This window comes from Bogoriella caseilytica (genome assembly GCF_003752405.1).
Taxonomy (GTDB): domain Bacteria; phylum Actinomycetota; class Actinomycetes; order Actinomycetales; family Actinomycetaceae; genus Allobogoriella; species Allobogoriella caseilytica.
Genome location: NZ_RKHK01000001.1, coordinates 3,035,928 through 3,055,177, shown reverse-complemented (window position 1 = coordinate 3,055,177; position 19,250 = coordinate 3,035,928). Strand labels below are relative to the sequence as shown.

At 69.7% G+C, this 19,250-nt stretch carries 13 protein-coding genes; 7 read left to right on the top strand and 6 right to left on the bottom strand.

What is annotated here, in order from left to right:
* Positions 1-15 precede the first annotated feature (15 nt).
* Positions 16-966 carry a heme o synthase gene (locus EDD31_RS13690; RefSeq protein ID WP_425453728.1) on the bottom strand — a complete coding sequence of 317 codons (951 nt, stop codon included), beginning with the start codon at positions 964-966 and terminating at the stop codon, positions 16-18.
* A 357-nt stretch (positions 967-1,323) separates the two neighbouring features.
* Between EDD31_RS13690 and tkt the strand changes: the two genes are divergently transcribed.
* Genes tkt through EDD31_RS13665 form a run of 5 tightly spaced genes read left to right on the top strand, consistent with a single transcriptional unit; the run spans position 1,324 to position 8,869 of the window.
* Positions 1,324-3,510 carry a transketolase gene (gene tkt, locus EDD31_RS13685; protein ID WP_123304640.1) on the top strand — a complete coding sequence of 729 codons (2,187 nt, stop codon included), beginning with the start codon at positions 1,324-1,326 and terminating at the stop codon, positions 3,508-3,510.
* 17 nt (positions 3,511-3,527) lie between these two features.
* On the top strand, positions 3,528-4,658 hold the full coding sequence (gene tal, locus EDD31_RS13680) for a transaldolase (RefSeq protein ID WP_123304639.1): 1,131 nt from the start codon (positions 3,528-3,530) through the stop codon (positions 4,656-4,658).
* Complete coding sequence (locus EDD31_RS13675; protein ID WP_123304638.1) at positions 4,655-6,400, top strand: glucose-6-phosphate isomerase; 1,746 nt, start codon at positions 4,655-4,657, stop codon at positions 6,398-6,400. The genes tal and EDD31_RS13675 overlap by 4 nt, the downstream gene beginning before the upstream one ends.
* An 11-nt stretch (positions 6,401-6,411) precedes the next feature.
* A complete protein-coding gene (gene zwf, locus EDD31_RS13670) occupies positions 6,412-7,929 on the top strand; it encodes a glucose-6-phosphate dehydrogenase (RefSeq protein WP_123304637.1) in 1,518 nt (505 codons plus the stop codon).
* A gap of 28 nt (positions 7,930-7,957) precedes the next feature.
* Positions 7,958-8,869, top strand: a complete 912-nt coding sequence (locus tag EDD31_RS13665) for a glucose-6-phosphate dehydrogenase assembly protein OpcA (protein ID WP_123304636.1) — start codon at positions 7,958-7,960, stop codon at positions 8,867-8,869.
* Here the strand turns inward: EDD31_RS13665 and hisS are convergent.
* Positions 8,856-10,205, bottom strand: a complete 1,350-nt coding sequence (hisS, locus tag EDD31_RS13660; RefSeq protein ID WP_123304635.1) for a histidine--tRNA ligase — start codon at positions 10,203-10,205, stop codon at positions 8,856-8,858. The two genes, EDD31_RS13665 and hisS, sit on opposite strands and share 14 nt — an antisense overlap.
* Positions 10,206-10,209: 4 nt before the next feature.
* Positions 10,210-11,046 carry an MBL fold metallo-hydrolase gene (locus EDD31_RS13655; protein WP_123304634.1) on the bottom strand — a complete coding sequence of 279 codons (837 nt, stop codon included), beginning with the start codon at positions 11,044-11,046 and terminating at the stop codon, positions 10,210-10,212.
* Between the two features lie 178 nt (positions 11,047-11,224).
* Between EDD31_RS13655 and EDD31_RS13650 the strand changes: the two genes are divergently transcribed.
* Entirely contained in the window at positions 11,225-12,598 is a 1,374-nt protein-coding gene (locus EDD31_RS13650; protein WP_123304633.1) for a DUF349 domain-containing protein, read from the top strand.
* Between the two features lie 4 nt (positions 12,599-12,602).
* Here the strand turns inward: EDD31_RS13650 and EDD31_RS13645 are convergent, their stop codons facing one another.
* Positions 12,603-13,523, bottom strand: a complete 921-nt coding sequence (locus EDD31_RS13645) for a neutral zinc metallopeptidase (RefSeq protein WP_123304632.1) — start codon at positions 13,521-13,523, stop codon at positions 12,603-12,605.
* A 497-nt stretch (positions 13,524-14,020) separates the two neighbouring features.
* Positions 14,021-14,947, bottom strand: coding sequence for a neutral zinc metallopeptidase (locus tag EDD31_RS13640; protein ID WP_170163310.1), 927 nt, complete (start codon positions 14,945-14,947; stop codon positions 14,021-14,023).
* Positions 14,948-15,205: 258 nt separating this feature from the next.
* Here EDD31_RS13640 and EDD31_RS13635 point away from each other — a divergent pair, with 258 nt between their 5' ends.
* Entirely contained in the window at positions 15,206-16,885 is a 1,680-nt protein-coding gene (locus EDD31_RS13635) for a DUF2207 family protein (RefSeq protein WP_123304630.1), read from the top strand.
* 30 nt (positions 16,886-16,915) lie between these two features.
* Here the strand turns inward: EDD31_RS13635 and EDD31_RS13630 are convergent, their stop codons facing one another.
* Positions 16,916-19,198: a RelA/SpoT family protein gene (locus EDD31_RS13630; RefSeq protein WP_123304629.1), complete on the bottom strand. Its 2,283-nt coding sequence runs from the start codon at positions 19,196-19,198 to the stop codon at positions 16,916-16,918.
* Between the last annotated feature and the right edge of the window lie 52 nt (positions 19,199-19,250).

Here is a 19,250-nt window from a genome sequence, read left to right as displayed (position 1 = left end):
GAGCACCGTGCTGGCTCACCAGGGCAGCAGCGGGTCCACTGCCACCGCGAGGAAGACCACGGTGAGATAGGTGATCGAACCGTGGAAGAGCTTCATCGCGGCCTGCTTGCTGAGCTTGGCGATGTTGCCCTCGGCGCCGGGCTGGGCCAGGCGCTTCACTCGACGGAGCAGGGTGAGGCATCCGGCGAGGAACCAGGCGCCGGCCAGGGCGGCCACGCCGGTGTAGATCCACCCGAGTTCGGACAAGGGGACCAGGGCCAGAGTGCACGCCACCATGATGGCGGCGTAGACGATGATCTGCCGCGCCACGCGCACGTCGTCCGCGACGACCGGCAGCATGGGGACGCCGGCGCGGGCATAGTCCTGCTTGAACTTCATCGACAGCGGCCAGTAGTGCGGCGGCGTCCAGAAGAAGACCACCAGGAACAGCACGAAGGGCGCCCAGTCCAGGCTGCCGGTCACGGCCACCCAGCCGATGAGCACCGGCATGCACCCGGCCACACCGCCCCAGACGATGTTCTGCGAGGTCCGGCGCTTGAGCACCATCGTGTAGAAGATGACGTAGAGCAGGATCGCGCCGAGGGTCAGACCCGCCGCGGGGAGGTTCACGAAGGCTGCGAACCAGCCGATGGAACCCGCGCCCAGCACGGTGGAGAAGACCCAGGCCTGGCGCGTGGTGATCTCACCGGTGACCAGCGGCCGCGTCTTGGTCCGGTTCATGACCCGATCGATATCCCGATCGAGGATCATGTTGTAGGCGTTCGCGGAACCGGCGGCCGCCGCTCCCCCGACCAGGGTGAGCAGCACCAGGGAGATCCCGGGCCAGCCGCCCTCGGCGAGGATCATGGCCGGGATGGTCGTGACCAGCAGCAGCTCGATGATGCGCGGCTTGGTCAGGGCGACATAGGCCTTCCATCGCGGCCGGACCAGCGGGCGCAGCGCCACCTGGGCCTCGGGGTCTGCCAAGACGGCGCCGTCGGGCGCAGACGCAGAAAGGTGAGGGCTGGGCACGCACCTCACCTTACGCAAGACGACTCCCCGAAGCACTACTACGCCACGTCGGAGAGCCGGATTTCCTGGGCCAGATGTGTCACATCGAGCCGGATCCGGTCGCGGTGCGCCGCCTGGTGAGACCAGCCGCCCTCACGGTGAACGACCCCCGGTCCGACCGGTAGAGTCACCACCGACGATGGAGCGCGCGCCCGTGTCCCCGTGGGCTTTTCGGGACGTGCACGGAATGACTGGACCCCGCACGTGGTTGCCACGTGCACGAATGACTATCCCCTGCGCGTGGCTGCCACGTGTGGCTAGAGAGAGGTTCTCGTGATCGACGTCTCGCCCCTGAACTGGACAGAGCTGGACCGCCGCGCCGTGGACACCGTGCGGGTACTGGCCGCAGATGCCGTGGAGGAGGTCGGATCGGGGCACCCCGGTACCGCGATGTCCCTGGCCCCGGCCGCCTATCTGCTCTACCAGAAGGTGATGAACCTCGACCCGGCCGATGACCAGTGGCTCGGCCGTGACCGCTTCGTCCTCTCCGCGGGTCACTCCTCCCTCACCCAGTACATCCAGCTCTACCTCGCCGGTATCGAACTGGAGCTCGAGGACATCAAGGCGCTGCGGACCTGGGGTTCGAAGACCCCCGGCCACCCCGAGTACCGCCACTCCCAGGGCGTGGAGATCACCACCGGGCCGCTCGGGCAGGGCCTCGCCTCCGCCGTCGGTATGGCCTACGCGGCGCGCAAGGAACGCGGGCTCCTCGACCCGGACGCCGCCGCGGGCACCAGCCCCTTCGACCACTTCATCTACGCCATCGCCTCCGACGGCGACCTGCAGGAGGGCGTGACCTCCGAGGCCTCCTCGCTGGCCGGGCTGCAGGAGCTCGGCAACCTCATCGTGATCTGGGACGACAACAAGATCTCCATCGAGGACGACACCAACATCGCCTTCACCGAGGACGTGCTGCAGCGGTACCAGGCCTACGGCTGGCACACCGAGTCGGTGGACTTCACCCACGGGGGCACCGAGTACCGCGAGGACGTCGACGCGCTCTACGCCGCGATCGCGGCCGCGAAGGCCGAGACCGGCAAGCCCACGCTCATCCGGCTGCGCACCATCATCGGCTGGCCGGCGCCGACCAAGCAGAACACCGGTGCCATCCACGGCTCGGCCATCGGCGCCGAGGAACTGGCCGCCACCAAGAAGGTGCTCGGCTTCGACCCGGAGAAGCACTTCGAGGTGTCCGATGAGGTCATCGAGCACACCCGCGCCCAGGTGCGTGAGCGCGCCGCACAGCGCCGCCAGGCCTGGGACTCGGACTACGACGCGTGGCGCACCGCGAACCCCGAGGGCGCGGCCCTGCTCGACCGGCTGCGCGAGCGAGCACTGCCGCAGGGATGGACGGACTCCCTCCCCAGCTTCGAGGAGGGCAAGGAGGTCTCGACCCGCAAGGCCTCCGGCTCGGTGCTCACCGCCCTGGCCGACACGCTGCCCGAGCTCTGGGGCGGTTCCGCCGACCTGGCCGGATCCAACAACACCACCATGGACGGTCAGCCCTCCTTCCTCCCGGTGGCCCGCTCCTCGAAGAAGTTCCCCGGCGACCCCTACGGGCGCACCCTGCACTTCGGGATCCGCGAGCACGCCATGGCCTCGATCCTCAACGGCATCGTGCTGCACGGCCTGACCCGCCCCTACGGCGGCACCTTCCTGACCTTCTCGGACTACATGCGCGCCGGCGTGCGCCTCGCCGCTCTCATGGGCGCCCCCTCCACCTTCGTGTGGACGCACGACTCGATCGGGCTGGGCGAGGACGGCCCCACCCACCAGCCGGTGGAGCACCTCACCGCGCTGCGCGCCATCCCGGGCCTGGACGTGGTCCGCCCCGCCGACGCCGCCGAGACCGTCTACGCCTGGCAGGGCATCATCGAGCGCACCGATCGCCCGGCCGGCATCATCCTCACCCGTCAGAACGTGCCCAACCCCGCCCGCGGGGACGGCGCAGCCAGCGGCAGCACGCTCGCCTCGGCCGCAGGCACCCTGCGCGGTGCCTACGTGCTCGCCGAGGCTGCCGAGCTGCAGGACGGACTCCCCCAGGTGGTGCTGCTCGCCACCGGCTCGGAGGTCCAGCTCGCCCTGGAGGCGCGCGAGGTCCTTGCCGCCGAGGGCATCGGCGCCCGCGTGGTGTCCGTGCCGAGCCAGGAATGGTTCGACGAGCAGGAGGCCGAGTACCGCGAGCAGGTCCTCCCCGCAGCGGTGCGGGCTCGGGTCTCGGTCGAGGCGGGCATCGCGATGTCGTGGCGTCACCTGATCGGTGACGCCGGCCGGTCGATCTCCCTGGAGCACTACGGTGCCTCCGCCGACTACCAGACCCTCTACGAGAAGTTCGGCATCACCACCGACGCCGTGGTCGCAGCCGCCAAGGACTCGCTCGCAGCGGCCTCCGGCGACCCAGCCCCGAGCGGCGGGGAGTCCCCCACCGACCGCGGCACCGGCGATCTGCCTGCCTCCTGACCGGAAGGATCACTGCCATGTCCCGGCTGCCTCAGCTCCATGATCAGGGCGTGTCCGTATGGATCGACGACCTCACCCGGCGACGGCTGGACGACGGTTCGCTCGCCGACCAGGTGGCACGTGGTGACATCCGCGGCCTGACCACCAATCCGGCGATCTTTGCCAAGGCCCTGGCCGACGGCGAGGCCTACGACGCCCAGCTCCAGGAGCTGGCGGCGGCCGGGGCGGGTGTGGAGGACGCCGTGCTCGCCCTCACGGCGGACGATGTGCGACGAGCCTGCGACCTCTTCGTACCGGTCTTCTCCGAGAGTGCCGGTGAGGACGGACGCGTCTCCCTCGAGGTCGACCCGCGGCTCGCCCACGAGACCAACCGCACCATCGAGACCGCGCGGCTGCTGTGGAAGACGGTGGACCGCCCGAACCTGATGGTGAAGATCCCGGCGACGGTGCCCGGGCTCCCGGCCATCACCCAGGCGATCTCCGAGGGCATCAGCGTGAACGTCACGCTGATCTTCTCGCTGGATCGCTATCGCGCGGTGATGAACGCCTACCTGGACGGACTCGAGGCTGCCCAGGCGGCGGGCGTGGACCTCAGCACCATCCGCTCGGTGGCGTCCTTCTTCCTCTCGCGTCTGGACACCGCGGTGGACGCCCGCCTCGATGACCTCGCGGACGACTCCGCCGCTGCCCTGAAGGGCAAGGCGGCCGTGGCGAATGCGCGCCTGGCGTACGAGGCCTATGAGGCGGTCTTCTCCGGGCCCCGTTGGGAAGCGCTTTCCGAGGCGGGAGCTCACCCGCAGCGCCCGCTGTGGGCATCGACCGGAGTGAAGAACCCGGACTACCCCGACACCAAGTACGTCGATGAGCTCCTCGCGCCGGGCGTGGTCTCGACGATGCCGCCGGCCACGATCGAGGCTGCCGCCGATCATGCCCGACTCGAGCTGGGCCCCTTCCCGGGCTCCGCCTCCTACGCCGAGGCGCAGGAGGTCTTCGACGAGCTCGAGCGCCGGGGTATCTCCTACGACGACGTTACCGAGCAGCTCGAGGACGAGGGCGTCACCGCCTTCGTGGAGAGCTGGAGCGAACTGCTGCACATCATTTCTGACGCGCTGCGTGAGAACGACCCCAAGGGAAAGGCCTCAGCATGACTGCCAACGCCGCCACCATCGCCTGGGCCGGTCCGGAGGAGGGAGCTGTCGTCGAGGTCAGTGCCACCGGGGCCGCCGCCTCCGCGGTCTCGGAGCACCTGCCCGGCCTGCTCGAGGCCCAGGTCGCCAGCCGGCTCAGCGCCCAGGACCCCACCCTGTGGGGCCCGGACGCAGAGGAGGAATCCGCCAAGCGCCTCGGCTGGACTGCTCTGCACGAGACCTCCCGCGCGCTGATCGAACCCCTGACAGCGCTCTACCGCGAGCTGCAGGACGAGGGCATCGACCGCGTGGTGCTCTGCGGCATGGGCGGATCCTCGCTGGCCCCCGAGGTGATCGTCGGCACCGCTGCCCGTCAGCTCGTGGTGCTCGACTCCACTCACCCCGATCAGGTCCAGCGTGCCCTGGACGGCGATCTCGCCCGCACGGTCGTGGTCATCTCCTCCAAGTCCGGCTCCACGGTGGAGACCGACTCCCAGCGCCGCACCTTCGAGGCGGCCTTCACCGCGGCCGGTATCGAGGCGGCCAGCCGCATCGTGGTGGTCACCGACCCCGGCTCTCCGCTGCACCAGGCCGCCACCGAGGCGGGCTACCGCGCCGTGTTCGAGGCCGACCCGAACGTGGGCGGGCGATTCTCTGCCCTCACCGCCTTCGGACTGGTCCCGGCGGCACTGGCCGGCGTCGACGTCGGCGAACTCCTCGATGAGGCAGCCGCCGTCGCGCCGGTCTTCGCCGAGGACAGCGAGGCGAACCCGGCACTGGTGCTCGGCGCCGCGATCGCCGGTGAGCTGCGCGAGCACCAGGGCGTACTCGTGCCGGTGCGCGACAAGCTCGTCTTCACCGACGCCGCGTCGGGGCTTTACCACTTCGCCGATTGGGCCGAGCAGCTCATCGCCGAATCGACCGGCAAGATCGGCACCGGCCTGCTGCCCGTGGTGGCCGAGAGCGACGCTCCGGAACTGACCGGCTCACCCGCCGCCGACGTCCTGCCGGTGCTGCTGACCTCCATCGTGGACGAGGAGAACGTGGGCGCCGAGGCAGAGGCCGGTGGCGGCGAGGAGAGCATCACGGCCACCGAGGTCACCGTGGCCGGTTCCCTGGGCGGGTTGATGCTGCTCTGGGAACACGCCATCTCGATCGCCAGCCAGATCCTGCGCATCAACCCCTTCGACCAGCCCGATGTCGAATCCGCCAAGTCCGCTGCCCGCGAGATGCTGGACTCCGCCGGCGGTTCCCAGGAGCCAGCGGCCTTCACCGGTTCCGGGATCGAGGTGCGCGGCGGGGACTTCCTTCAGGGCACCGACACCGTGGACGGTGCGGTCGCTGCTCTCCTCGGTGAGCTGGACGCCGTGCCGGAGGGCCGCGGTTACCTCGCCGTCCAGGCCTACCTCGACCGGGAAGGCGCCGCCGCGGAGCTTCTCGCGCCAGTGCGTGCGGCGCTCGCCCAGCGCACGGGACGCCCGGTGACCTTCGGCTGGGGCCCGCGTTTCCTGCACTCCACCGGCCAGTACCACAAGGGTGGTTCCCCCACCGGTGTGTTCCTCCAGCTCACCGCAGACCCGGAGCACCTCGTGGACGTACCGGGCCGTGCGTTCGACTACGCGACGCTGATCGCCGCCCAGGCGGCGGGTGACGCCGCCGTGCTCGCCGGCCAGGGCCGCCCTGTGCTGCGGCTGCACATCACCAGCCCGGACGCCCTGGCCTGGCTGGCCGGGGTGCTCGCAGCGCCCGGCGCCGTGAACTGAGGAAACCACTGATGCCCAACCCGTTGCGCGATCCCTCCGACCGTCGGCTGCCGCGGATCTCCGGCCCAGCAGGGCTGGTGATCTTCGGCGTCACCGGCGACCTCGCCAAGCGCAAGCTCATGCCAGCGATCTACGACCTCGCCAACCGCGGTCTGCTTCCGCCGTCCTTCGCACTGACCGGCTTCGGCCGCCGGGACTGGAGCGAAGCCGACTTCGCCGAGATCGTCCACGACGCCGTCCGCGAGCACGCCCGCACGCCCTTCGATGAACGCACCTGGCAGCAGTTGGCCTCCGGCTTCCGTTTCGTGCAGGGTGAGCTGGACGATCCCGAGGCATTCGACCGGCTCGCTCAGACCGTGCACACCCTCGATGAGCAACGCGGCACTGGCGGCAACCACGCCTTCTACCTCTCGGTCCCGCCGAAGTACTTCCCCGGCACCCTGCAGAACCTCGCCGCCTCCGGCCTGGCCAAGCAGAGCAACGGTGCGTGGCGGCGTGTGGTCATCGAGAAGCCCTTCGGGCACGACCTCGAGTCGGCCAGGGAGCTCGACGCGGTGGTCTCCGAGGTCTTCCCCGAGGACTCGGTCTTCCGTATCGACCACTACCTCGGCAAGGAGACGGTCCAGAACATCCTGGCGTTGCGTTTCGCCAACGAGCTCTTCGAGCCGATCTGGAACGCCAACCACGTCGACCACGTGCAGATCACCATGGCCGAGTCCATCGGGATCGGCACCCGTGCCGGGTACTTCGACGGCATCGGCGCAGCGCGCGATGTCATCCAGAACCACCTCCTGCAGCTCCTGGCCCTGACGGCCATGGAGGAGCCGGTCTCCTTCGATGCCCAGGCACTGCGCACCGAGAAGGAGAAGGTGCTCTCGGCGCTGCGCCTCCCCGAGGACCTCGACCGTCACACCGCACGCGGGCAGTACGCCGCCGGGTGGCAGGGCGGCGAGAAGGTGCGCGGCTATCTCGAGGAGGAGGGCGTGGCCGAGGGCTCGATCACCGAGACCTACGCCGCGCTGCGCGTGGACATCGACTCGCGGCGCTGGGCCGGCGTGCCCTTCTACCTGCGGGCCGGCAAGCGCCTGGGCCGGCGCGTGACCGAGGTGGCAGTGGTCTTCAAGCGCGCCCCCCACCTGCCTTTCGATCTCGGCGCCACCCAGCAACTGGGCTCCAACGCCCTGGTGATCCGGGTGCAGCCCGACGAGGGCGTGACCATCCGCTTCGGCTCCAAGGTGCCGGGAACGGCGATGGAGGTCCGCGACGTGACGATGGACTTCGGGTACGGCCACGCCTTCACCCAGGCCTCCCCCGAAGCCTATGAGCGTCTCATCCTCGACGTCCTGCTCGGCGACCCCCCGCTCTTCCCGCACCAGCGCGAGGTGGAGCTGTCCTGGAGGATCCTGGACCCGGTGCTCGAGCATTGGGAGAACCACGGCAAGCCGGAGGCCTACACCCCGGGCAGCTGGGGGCCGGACTCGGCCACCGAGATGCTCGCCAGGGACGGTCGCGTCTGGCGGCGGCCATGACCGATAGCTGCACGCAAGGAGCTGCGCGATGATTGTGACGCTGACCGACACCACTTCGGCGAAGGTGGAATCCCGCCTGGTCGACGTCCGGGAGAAGGGTGGCGCCGTGGCCCTGGGCCGCGTGCTGACCCTGGTGATCCTGCCTGATGACCGGCAGGGCGCCGAGCGGGCGATCCGCACGGCCAACGGCGCCTCCTACGAACACCCCATGCGAGTGATCGTCGCGATGCCCGACGGCGAGGGCGAGGCCGGCCTGGACGCCGAGATCCGTGTGGGTGCGGACGCCGGCGCCTCCGAGGTGGTGGTACTCCAGCCCCGAGGTGGAGCCGGATCCTCCGCGGCCAGCCTGGTGACCGCCATGCTGCTTCCCGACGCCCCGATCGTGACCTGGTGGCCGCAGTCGCCGCCGAGCAATCCGGGTGAGGACCTGATGGGCTCACTCTCCCAGCGCCGGATCACCGAGGCCGCGCGCTGCGCCGACCCGCTGCGTGCGCTGGCGAATCTCGCTCACGGCTATACCCCAGGCGATACCGACCTCTCCTGGTCATCGCTGACGTTGTGGCGCGCCCTGCTCGCCGCCGCCCTGGATGAGTCGGACAACATCGCGGTGGACTCGGTGCGCGTGACCGGTGACGCGGGCCTGCCCGCTGCCTCTCTGCTTTCGGGCTGGTTGCAGGTCTCGCTGGACTGCCCGGTGGAGCTCTCCGACGATGCCTCGGGAGCACTCACCGAGGTACGTATGGACACCGCCGCGGGCCCGATCGTCCTGCACCGGCCCAACGGCTCGACCGTGGCCACGCTCTCGCGCCCGGGCCGGACCGACCAGAAGGTCAGCCTTCCACGCCGCGACAACGAGGTGGCCCTCATCGAGGAGTTGCGGCGCCTCGACCCGGACGAGATCTACGGCCGGGTGCTCACCCAGACGGTCACGGCTCGCTGACCACCTGCGGCACGAGGTCGTCTCTCGGCGGAGCCCAGGTGGCGGCCTCGGCCGCCACCTGCTCGCCCGAGCGGATGTCCTTGACCTGATCGCCCTCGTCGCCGGAGAACCACACGAAGGGGATCCCGCGACGATCGGCGTAGCGGATCTGCTTGCCGAACTTCGCGGCTGTCGGTGCCACCTCACAGGGAATGTCCCGGGTCCGCAGCGCCGCAGCCACCGCTTCGCTGGCCGCTCGGGACTCCTCGTCGGCCACGGCCACGAGCACCGCAGAGGGCACCGGCCGCGAGGCTCGCAGACCCGTGCGCGCGATGACCGGCACGATCACGCGCGACAGGCCCAGCGAGATCCCCACCCCCGGGTAGGTGGTCTTGCCATCGGTGGCCAGGGCGTCGTAGCGCCCACCCGAGCAGATCGAACCGAGAGACTCGTAGCCGGTCATCCTGGTCTCGAAGACCGTCCCGGTGTAGTAGTCCAGCCCGCGCGCGATCGAGAGGTCGGCCTCGATGCTGACGTGCTCATCATGCAGATCGGCGCAGGCGCTCAGCAGTGCGAGCAGTTCCTCGAGTCCAGTATCCAGCAGCTCGTGGGTGACTCCCAGATCGCGCACGGCCCGGGCCACCTCGGCCGGCTCGGCGGAACGAATGCCGGCCAGTTCCAGGATGCGATCGGCCATGGCTGCGTCGATGCCCTCGAGCTCGGTGAGCAGCTCCCCCACCTTCTCGGCGGGGAGCTTGTCGAGCTTGTCCACGATCCGCATGGCCTCCTCGGGATCGGGCACCCCGAGCCCGGCGTAGAACCCCTGGATGAGCTTGCGGTTGTTCACCTGGATGCGGAAGCCCGGCAGGCCGAGCAGCGCAGGGTCGGCCAGGCGCGCCATGGCCTGGGCCATCACGCGCGTGACCTCGACGTCGTGGTGGAAGGGCAGGGCGTCGCGCCCGACGATGTCGATGTCGGCCTGGGTGAACTCGCGGTAGCGGCCCTCCTGGGGGCGCTCCCCCCGCCAGGCCTTCTGGATCTGGTAGCGGCGGAAGGGGAAGCTCAGCTTGCCGGCGTTCTCGAGCACGTAGCGTGCGAAGGGCACGGTGAGGTCGAAGTGCAGACCGATCCCGGAGTGCCCCTCGACCGACTCCTCGTGCAGCCGGCGCAGCAGGTACACCTCCTTGGAGGTCTCGCCCTTGCGCAAGAGCTGGTCCAGAGGCTCGACGGCACGGGTCTCGATCCCGGCGAAGCCGTGCAGCTCGAAGCTGCGGCGCAGGGAGTCGATCGCGCGCTGTTCGACCATGCGGGTCTCGGGAAGGAGCTCGGGGAAGCCGGAGAGGGAGGTGCGGGCCATGGGTTCAGCCTAAGGCGCTGCGCAGGTGCGGATTACTCACCCGCTCGGTGGCGAGCGTGCTGGCCGGCCCATGACCGGGGAGCACCACGGTGTGCGGCGGCAGGGAATGGGCGAGGGTGCGCAGGGTGGAGGTCATCTCCTTCTCGTCACCGCCAGGCAGGTCGGTGCGCCCGATGGAGCCGGCAAAGAGCACATCGCCGGTGAAGGCCAGCACGGGCGTGAGCTCCGGGGCATCCGCCCCTCGTGGCAGCGCGATGTGAGAGGCAGGGTGCAGCTCATCGGAGAACAGGAGCACGGTGGAGCCCTCGGTGTGCCCGGGAGCGGGCACCGCCCGCAGGCTCACGCCCGGCACGATCTCCGCTCCCCCACCCTGCAGGGTGGCCGCTGGGAAGCCCGTGCCCCGCTCGATGGCCCAGTGGCGCCGGCCATAGGGCTCGGTGAGCTGAGTGAAGAGCGCGGCGAGTTCCGGTCCGAGCGCTCCCGCGGGATCGGCCAGGCGATAGCGGTCCGGGGCGCCGAGGTAGATGGGGCGCTCCGGCGTTGCGGCGTCGGTTCTGAGGTCAGCGGCGGCCCCGGGCTCGGCGTCGGGCCAAGCGTCGCCACCAGGCTCGGCGTCGGCGAGCACGATGGCGTCCCAGAGGTGGTCGGCATGCCCGTGGGTGAGCGCCACGGTGTGCACGCTGAGGTGGTGCTCGCAGAACACCTCACGGAGCGCCTCGCGTGCTCCGGCGCCGGGATCGATCACCAGGGCGGGCTGCGGCTGCGCGGGCGTGCCGGGGCCTGCGGCCACCACATAGCAGTTGGTTTCCAGCACCGGAGCGATCACACGCAGCACAAGCATGGTGACGAGCCTATGTCGCCCGGCCACCGGAACGGTTCGCCCGAAAGTGGGAAAAGTTGCCGGAATGTGACCTTCATCCTCCTAGACTGGTCGGACGCTTGACCACGACCGTCCGCGGCCTGCGAGGGCCGCCATCCGGGCAGGGCTACGGCCTGCCCTTCCACAAGGAGCACCCCACGTGACCGACCAGCCGACGCCCCGCCCGACGCCCCGGCCCTCTCCCGCGACCGTGCGCCCCAAGCCAGCTGCCCGGCCCGCTGCGTCCGGCCAGCCCGCAGCACGCCCGCCGGCCCCGCCCGTCGACCAGCAGGCCGCCGCGGAGGCCGCGAAGTGGGGGCGCGCCGAGGAGGACGGCACCGTCTACGTGCGCGAGGCCGCCGGGGAGCGCAGTGTCGGGCAGTACACCGGCGCCGACACCTCCGAGGCTCTCGCCTTCTACGTGCGCCGCTACCTCGACATCCACGCCCAGGTGGTGCTCTTCGAGACTCGCCTGCCCCAGCTCGGCCCGGGCGAGATCGATCAGACGCTCAAGCAACTCACGGAGGCCGCCGCGGCTCCTGCCGCCGTCGGTGATCTCGATGGCCTGCGCGCCCACATCGAGCGTTTGCGTGAAGCCGGGGAGGCTCGCAAGTCCGAGGTCGCCGCCGAGCGTCAGGCCGCCAAGGCCGAGGGCACGGCGCAGCGCGAGGCACTGGTGACCGAGGCCGAGAAGCTGGCGGCTCAGGATCCGCAGCGCATTCAGTGGAAGCAGACCGGCCAGCGGATGCGTGAGCTGTTCGAGGAGTGGAAGAAGCACCAGCAGAGCGGGCCCCGCCTGGACCGGCCGGTCGAGGAATCGCTGTGGAAGCGATTCTCCGCCGCGCGGACCACCTTCGACAAGAACCGGCGCCAGTTCTTCGCCGAGCTCGACGCCAAGCAGAACGAGGTCAAGGCGGCCAAGGAGAAGCTCATCAAACGGGCCGAGGAGCTCAACTCCTCCACCGACTGGGGCCGCACCACCATCGAGTACCGCTCGCTCATGGACGAGTGGAAGGCCGCCGGCCGCGCCTCGCGCAAGGAGGACGACGCCCTCTGGGAGCGTTTCCGCGCCGCGCAGCAGGTGTTCTTCGATGCCCGCAACGCGGAGAACGAGCAGATCGACGCCGAGTACAAGAACAACCTCACCGTCAAGCTGGCGATCCTCGAGGAGGCGGAGGCGCTACTGCCCGTCTCGGATCCCAAGGCGGCCCGCGAAGCGCTGCGCCCGATCCAGGACCGCTGGGAAGACGCCGGCAAGGTCCCGCGCGACGACGTCAAGCCCATCGAGGCCCGGATGCGGGCCGTCGAGCAGGCGATCCGCGACGCCGAGCAGGCCGAGTGGGACCAGTCCAATCCTGAGTCGAAGGCGCGTGCCGAGGGCCCGACGGCGCAGTTGCGTGAGGAGATCACCAAGCTCGAGGCCGAGCTTGAAGCCGCGCAGGCGGCAGAGGAGACCTCACGGGTGGCCTCCCTCCAGGAGCAACTCACCGGCCGGAAGAACCTGCTGCAGATGTTCGAGAAGGCCGCGGGCTGAGCACCTACTCCGCGGCCACTTCCTCGGCACTCGCGGCGAAGGTGTTGCAGGCCGCACTGCGGTTCTGCAGGTAGCCGGCGCTCCACCACTGCGCACGCACCGTGCCCGCGCCGTGAGTCTCCGACGGACCGAAGCTGGACATCCAGTCCAGGAAGGGCTGGTACAGCGAGCCGACGTCCAGGGTGCCTGAGGCGTCGGCCGACCCGAGGTACATGCCGGAGAAACACTCCGCCTGAGTCTCGAGCCGGCGAAGAACCTCCAGCCCGTCCTCACTGTCGTAGCCGGTGATCATTTGCTCTCGCTGGGCAGCCTCAAGGATGCCGGAGAGGAACTGGGCGTGGTGGCCGTACTCGTGAGCCACCACGTAGAGGTACTGCTCCGGTGGCACGTCGGCCTGGACCCCCATGGTGTCCATGGGGAGGTAGATCCCGTTGTTGACCGGGCAGTAGAAGGCGGCGAAGTCATCGGAGCCACCGGTGCAGGGCGAGGTGGCCTGGACAGCCTCCTCGACAATGATCACCTGGGGCGACTCATGACCCACGTTCACTGAGGCCAGGGCCGGCGCCCACATCTGGTCCATGCAATCCACCGAGCTGGTCCAGTGCGCCTCGATCTCCGCGAGCGAGGCGCCGAAGGGCGCGAGCGGGCAATCGATGTTCGGCAGACCCACATCCGGGTCGTTCAGCAGCGGGATACCCGGGAGCTCGTCGTAGGTGATGGAGCTGGTGCCCGGCGTGGGAGCAGGCGGGTCGACCGGGTCCGTCGGCGGGTCGGTGGGCTGTGGCGTCGGGGCAGGCGGGGGCGTCGGCGCCGTGGTCGGTGGGGGGTCGGGCGTGGGCACGGGACCGGGCCCAGGAATGTTGGAAACTGCGGAAAAGGCCCACGCCACGCCCAGGGAGAGCACCATCATGAAGCCCGCGACCACGCCGACCCCCAGGAGCGCGCCGCCACCACGTCTGCGGCGCGGGCGGAATCCGGGTGCGGGGAGGTAGCGAGGCGAGGTCTGGGGCGGGCCATACGGGCCCCCCGGATAGCCGCCAGAGCCCTGGGCCTGGTGCCCTGCGGTCGGAGCCGCCGGATACGGAGCGTAGCGCTGAGGCTGCTGCACGTAACCCGGGGGGCGCTGGCCGTGACCGCCGGCGTAGGCCGGAGGAGCGCTGGGCTGCCCGGGCGGCGGTTGGGCAGGGCCATAGGGCGAAGCCGACGGCCGGCGATCGGCAGGCGGACCGTAGGGAGACCGGGCCTGGGAGCCGTAGGGAGGCGGACGCTGCCCGGCTGGAGGCACATGCCCTGCCGGCCGTTGGCCCTGTTCCGGATTCCATCCGGCCATCCGCTCCCCCGATCTCCTCGTCCTGGCCTCACTGTAGAGGCTCTCTCGTATTGTGTGGCACGGCGCTGCGGATGACTCCGGCCGCGGCGTCCCTACTGCGCCGCGACCTCCTCCGCCGGAGCGCTGTAGGTGTTGCAGGAGGCCGTGCGATTGCTGAGGTAGCCCGCGCTCCACCACTGCGCCTGGATCTCCCCCGAACCGTGGGTCTCCGAAGGGCCACCCGTTCGGGTCCACTCCATGAAGCCGTGGTAGTGGTCGGACATGTCGAGATTCCCTGCGGAATCGGAGGATCCCAGGAACATGCCGGCAAAGCACTCCGCCTGGATCTCCAGGCGACGGAGCACCTCACGCGCACCAGGGCTGAAGACGCGCCGGGCGCGCTCCTCAGCATCCGAAGCCTGGCCGATACCGGAGAGGTACTGCACGTGATGCCCGTACTCGTGGGCCACGATCCAGGCGTAGTAGTGCGGCATGACCTCGGGCGGCGAGCCGAGGAGATCGACAGGGAGGTAGATGCTCTCATCCGTGGGGCAGTAGAAGGCGAGGTAGTCCGCGCCTCCGTCGCCGCAGGGCGAGGAGATCTCATCCAGGGACTCGGGCACGAACAGACCGGGCGAGCGGTGCTCGATCTCCGCCGCACGCAGGGCCGGTTCCCACATCCGATCCAGGCAGTCGATGACGTCGCTGGCATGCGCTTCGATCTCGGAGCGCGTCTCCCCCTGCGTTGCGAGGTCACACTCCAGGTTGGGCAGGCCGATGCCCTCAGCCAGGAGCGGGTGATCGGCCAGCTCATCGAAGGCGAACTCCGGAATGCTCCCGGCCGTGTCCTCGGGCCGTTCCGTACCGGCTGGGGTGCCGGGATCTGCGGCAGAGCTCTCGCCGCCCTCATCAGCCGGGGCTGACTCGGAGGCGATAGGAGTGACGGGTGCCGGCGCCGCCTCATCGGGCACCAGGCGCGCGAGCGATGCCAGGATCGCCACCACGACTGCAATCACGATGATGACCAGGACGATCACCACGGCGATCGCCGCTGTGCCGGCAGAGGACCGCGGGGCCGGTGGGCCTGGCGGTGGCTGCAGACCGTGCTGCCCAGGCCCGTATCCCGGCGTTCCGTGCCTTGGCGGTGGCGGCCACGGCGGCTGACCGGACGGCGCGCGCTGATCAGGCTCTGGGTTCCACCCGGTCATCCCACTCCCCTCGCCGCAACTGTTCAGATACTAGTGAGGGACCGGACCCGGTGATGCCACCTCTGCGCCGCCGCGCGCTACAGTTCCGGCATGCGCCGCCGTGCTCCTCGCCTCCTCGCCACGCTCGCTCTTGGCCTTGCCATCGCAGGGCTGTCCGTCACGGCCAGCGCCGACGAAGCCGAGAGCGAGGCACCTGACGAGGCGGCTCCCACCATTCGCGTGGAGTTGATGCTCGATGACGAGGGCCTCCTCGCGGTGACTGAGCGGATCACCGTGCCAGTAGGCATGGAGGTGAGCCGGGACCAGCCACTGCGGCAGCCGGCCGGTGAGGCCGCGGAGCGGGTCTACACCGTGGAGAACCTCTCCGTCTCGGGTGCCGGCGCTGCCGAGGCCGACGGGGACTCGCTGACGGCCACGGCACCGGAGGGCGAGACAGAGATCGCCTACACGGTCACCGGTGCAGTGGCCCAGGGCCCTGACGAGCAGACTCTCACCTGGTACCCCACCGGCTGGTGGAACGGGGAGATCGGACAGGTGACGGCCGCCGTGCTGGCTCCCACTCCTCGGATGGCACTCGCGGACTGCCGCTCCGGCGCCCCCGAATCCGCGGCGCGCTGCACCCTCGCGGCCCTCAGTCACTCCGGGATCCTCGAGATCGATCAGCGCGGACTCGACGCCGGGCACCGCATCGAGATCGTGGTCGGTCTACCCGATGGCACCGTGCCCGTGAGCGCCCAGTGGGACGAAGTCATGACACTGTCCCGGGCACTGTCCATGACGCTGCCGGCTGCGCTGGCCTTCGCCGGGCTCGCCGCGTTGGTCGTGCTGGCCAGCGTGTCCGTGGCGGTGACGCGCCGCCGAGACCTGGCCGCCCTCGAGTCCGGCCACGTCGACTCCATCATCGCCTACGGCGAGAAGGTCGACGTGGTCACCCCGCACAACATCCCTCCCGGGCAGGCCGGCACCCTCATCGATGCGTCGGTGGACCCCGTCGACCTCGCCGCGGCCACTGTGGGCCTGGCCGTGCGCGGGCACCTGCATTTCGCGGAGGTCCGCGATCACGACGACACGGTGGACTGGGTGGTCTCCCGCGGGGCCGGTGACGCCGATGCGCTGAGGCCCTACGAACAGACGCTGGTGGCGGGCCTTGCGCCCGATGAGCAGGCCAGGCCGGTCTCCTCACTCGGGGAAGCCACCGCTCTCGATCTGGGTGCCGTGCGCGGCGGCATCTACGGTGAGATCTTCGCCCGGGGTTGGTTCGCCGATCGCACCGCACGCGGCTGGCCCACTTGGATCGGCGGGGCCCTCATCATGCTGGGCTTCGTGGGCGGGGTCGCGCTCGCTCTCACCATCGGCCATGCTCTCATCGGCGTGGCCACCATCGGGGCCGGAGTCCTGGTCCTCCTCGCGCCGCGCTTCCTGCCCTTGCGCACCGGCCTGGGAAGCCAAGCCGCCGGTGAGGTCATCGCGATGCGCCACCACCTGCACCTGCTGGCGCCCGAAGGCATTCCCGAGGCGGACCGTGAACTGGTCTTCTCCCGCGGACTGCCCTACGCGGTGGTGCTCGGAGAGACGAAATCATGGCTCGAGAAGTTCTCCGAACTCGCTCCTGCGGCCAATGGCGAGCCCGGGGTGGCCTGGTTCGGCGGCTTCGAGAACAGCCCTGACCTGGGGCGTTTCGCCAAGCACTTCCCGCACTTCCTGGCTGAACTGGAAGGCGTCTTCGCCACCACCGACCACGTGGCCACCCTGCAGCCCAGCGACGATTAGCGGCGCTGGATCAGTGCTGGCGGCGCTGAATCAGTCCGCCGACGCCGGGCGCTTGGACCCGGTCATCCGGTAGGCGTCGAATACGCCGTTGATGCGACGCACGGCGGCCATGACGTGACCGAGGTGGGAGGGCTCGGCCATCTCGAAGGAGAAGCGGGAGATGGCGACTCGGTCCCGGGAGGTGGTCACGGAGGCCGAGAGGATGTTGACGTGATTCTCCGAGAGCACCCGGGTGACGTCCATGAGCAGGCCGTTGCGGTCGAGCGCCTCGACCTGGATCTGCACCAGGAACACCGACTGCGCGCTACCCGACCAGCTCACCTGCACCATGCGTTCGGGCTGGCGGCGCAGGGACTCGATGTTCCCGCAATCGGCCTGATGGACTGAGACGCCGGCCCCTCGGGTCACGAAGCCCACGATGGGGTCGCCGGGCACCGGGGTGCAGCAGCGTGCGAGTTTGACCCAGATGTCGGTGTCGGACATGCCCTCGACCACGATGGCGTTCTCGGTGGTGCGGGAGGCGCGCCGGCTCTCCCCCGGCATCGTCGCCTCAGCGAGGGTCTCCTCGGCGCCGTCCTCGCCACCCATGGCTTCGACAAGCTTGCCCACCACGTTGTCGGCCGAGATGTGGTGCTCCCCGACGGCCGCATACAGCGACTCCACGTCCGGATAGCGCATCTCCGTGGCCAGGGAGCTCAGCGAGGCGTGGTTCATCAGGCGCTGGATCGGTACGTTCTGCTTGCGCATGGTGCGCGTGAGGGCGTCCTTGCCGTTCTCGATCGCCTCTTCACGCCGTTCCTTGGTGAACCACGCCTTGATCTTGTTGCGGGCGCGCGGCGACTTGACGAAGCCGAGCCAGTCCTGGCTGGGCCCCGCCTCCGGCGACCGGCTGGTGAAGACCTCCACGGTGTCGCCGTTCTCCACCGTGGATTCCAGAGGGACGAGCTTGCCGTTGACCTTCGCGCCCACCGTGCGGTGACCGACCTCGGTGTGCACGGCGTAGGCGAAGTCCACCGGAGTGGCCCCGGCGGGGAGGGAAAGCACGTCACCCTTGGGGGTGAAGACGTATACCTGGGCGCCGGACATCTCGTAGCGCAACGAGTCGAGGAACTCGCTGGGATCGGAGGTCTCGCGCTGCCAGTCCACGAGCTGGCGCAACCAGCCCATCTCCCCGGCCCCGGCGGGAGCCTCGAGGGCGCTGGTGGAGCGGGACCCGCCACTGTTCGCCTGTTGCTTGTACTTCCAGTGCGCGGCCACGCCGTACTCGGCCCGGCGGTGCATCTCGTGGGTACGGATCTGGATCTCGACCGGCTTGCCGTTCGGCCCCACCACGGTGGTGTGCAGCGACTGGTAGAGGTTGAACTTCGGCATCGCGATGTAGTCCTTGAAGCGCCCCGGCAGCGGCTTCCATCGCGCGTGCATGGCCCCGAGGGTGGCATAACAGTCCCGCACGGACTCCACCAGCACCCGCACCCCGACCAGATCGAAGATCTCGTCGAAGTCGCGGCCACGCACGATCATCTTCTGATAGATCGAGTAGTAGTGCTTGGGCCGGCCGGTGACCAGGCCCTCGATATGGGAGTCCTTGAGCTCTTCCTCGATCTGGTGGGACACGATCGAGAGGTACTCGTCCCGCGCCGGCGCCCGCTCCGCCACGAGGTGCACGATCTCCTCGTACACCTTCGGGTACAGCGTGGCGAAGGACAGATCCTCCAGCTCCCACTTGATGGTGTTCATGCCCAGGCGGTGCGCCAGCGGAGCGTAGATCTCGAGGGTCTCACGCGCCTTCTTCTCGGCCTTGTGCGAAGGCACGAACTTCCAGGTGCGGGCGTTATGCAGGCGGTCGGCCAGCTTGATCACCAGGACCCGGATGTCCTTGGCCATTGCGACCACCATCTTGCGCACGGTCTCGGCCTGCGCGGCGTCGCCGTAGGTGACCTTGTCCAGCTTGGTGACGCCGTCGACGAGCAGGGCGATCTCGTCACCGAAATCCTCGGTGAGTTGCGAGAGCGGGTACTCGGTGTCCTCCACGGTGTCGTGGAGCAGCGCAGCCGCCAGTGTGGGCGCGGTCATGCCGAGCCCGGCCAGGATCGTGGCCACCGCGATGGGGTGGGTGATGTAGGGCTCGCCGGACTTGCGCTGCTGGCCCCGGTGAGCCACCTCTGCGACCTCGTAGGCGCGACTGATCAGGGCCAGGTCTGCCTGCGGGTGGTTCGCCTCGACGATGACGAGCAGCGGCTTGATCGCCGTGGGCGCGTCCGCGAGGGCATGCGGCTGCACCGATTCCTCGCTACGCACCTGCTCGCCAACCATTGGGCGATTCTACGAGAGCTGCACGGTTCCGCGTGCCCACGGTCCGAGCAGG

Coding starts and splice junctions, on each gene's coding strand:
- tal (WP_123304639.1), top strand. CDS start 3,528: ATGTCCCGGCTGCCTCAGCTCCATGATCAGGGCGTGTCCGTATGGATC.
- EDD31_RS13675 (WP_123304638.1), top strand. CDS start 4,655: ATGACTGCCAACGCCGCCACCATCGCCTGGGCCGGTCCGGAGGAGGGA.
- zwf (WP_123304637.1), top strand. CDS start 6,412: ATGCCCAACCCGTTGCGCGATCCCTCCGACCGTCGGCTGCCGCGGATC.
- EDD31_RS13665 (WP_123304636.1), top strand. CDS start 7,958: ATGATTGTGACGCTGACCGACACCACTTCGGCGAAGGTGGAATCCCGC.
- hisS (WP_123304635.1), bottom strand. CDS start 10,205: ATGGCCCGCACCTCCCTCTCCGGCTTCCCCGAGCTCCTTCCCGAGACC.
- EDD31_RS13655 (WP_123304634.1), bottom strand. CDS start 11,046: ATGCTTGTGCTGCGTGTGATCGCTCCGGTGCTGGAAACCAACTGCTAT.
- EDD31_RS13635 (WP_123304630.1), top strand. CDS start 15,206: ATGCGCCGCCGTGCTCCTCGCCTCCTCGCCACGCTCGCTCTTGGCCTT.
- EDD31_RS13630 (WP_123304629.1), bottom strand. CDS start 19,198: ATGGTTGGCGAGCAGGTGCGTAGCGAGGAATCGGTGCAGCCGCATGCC.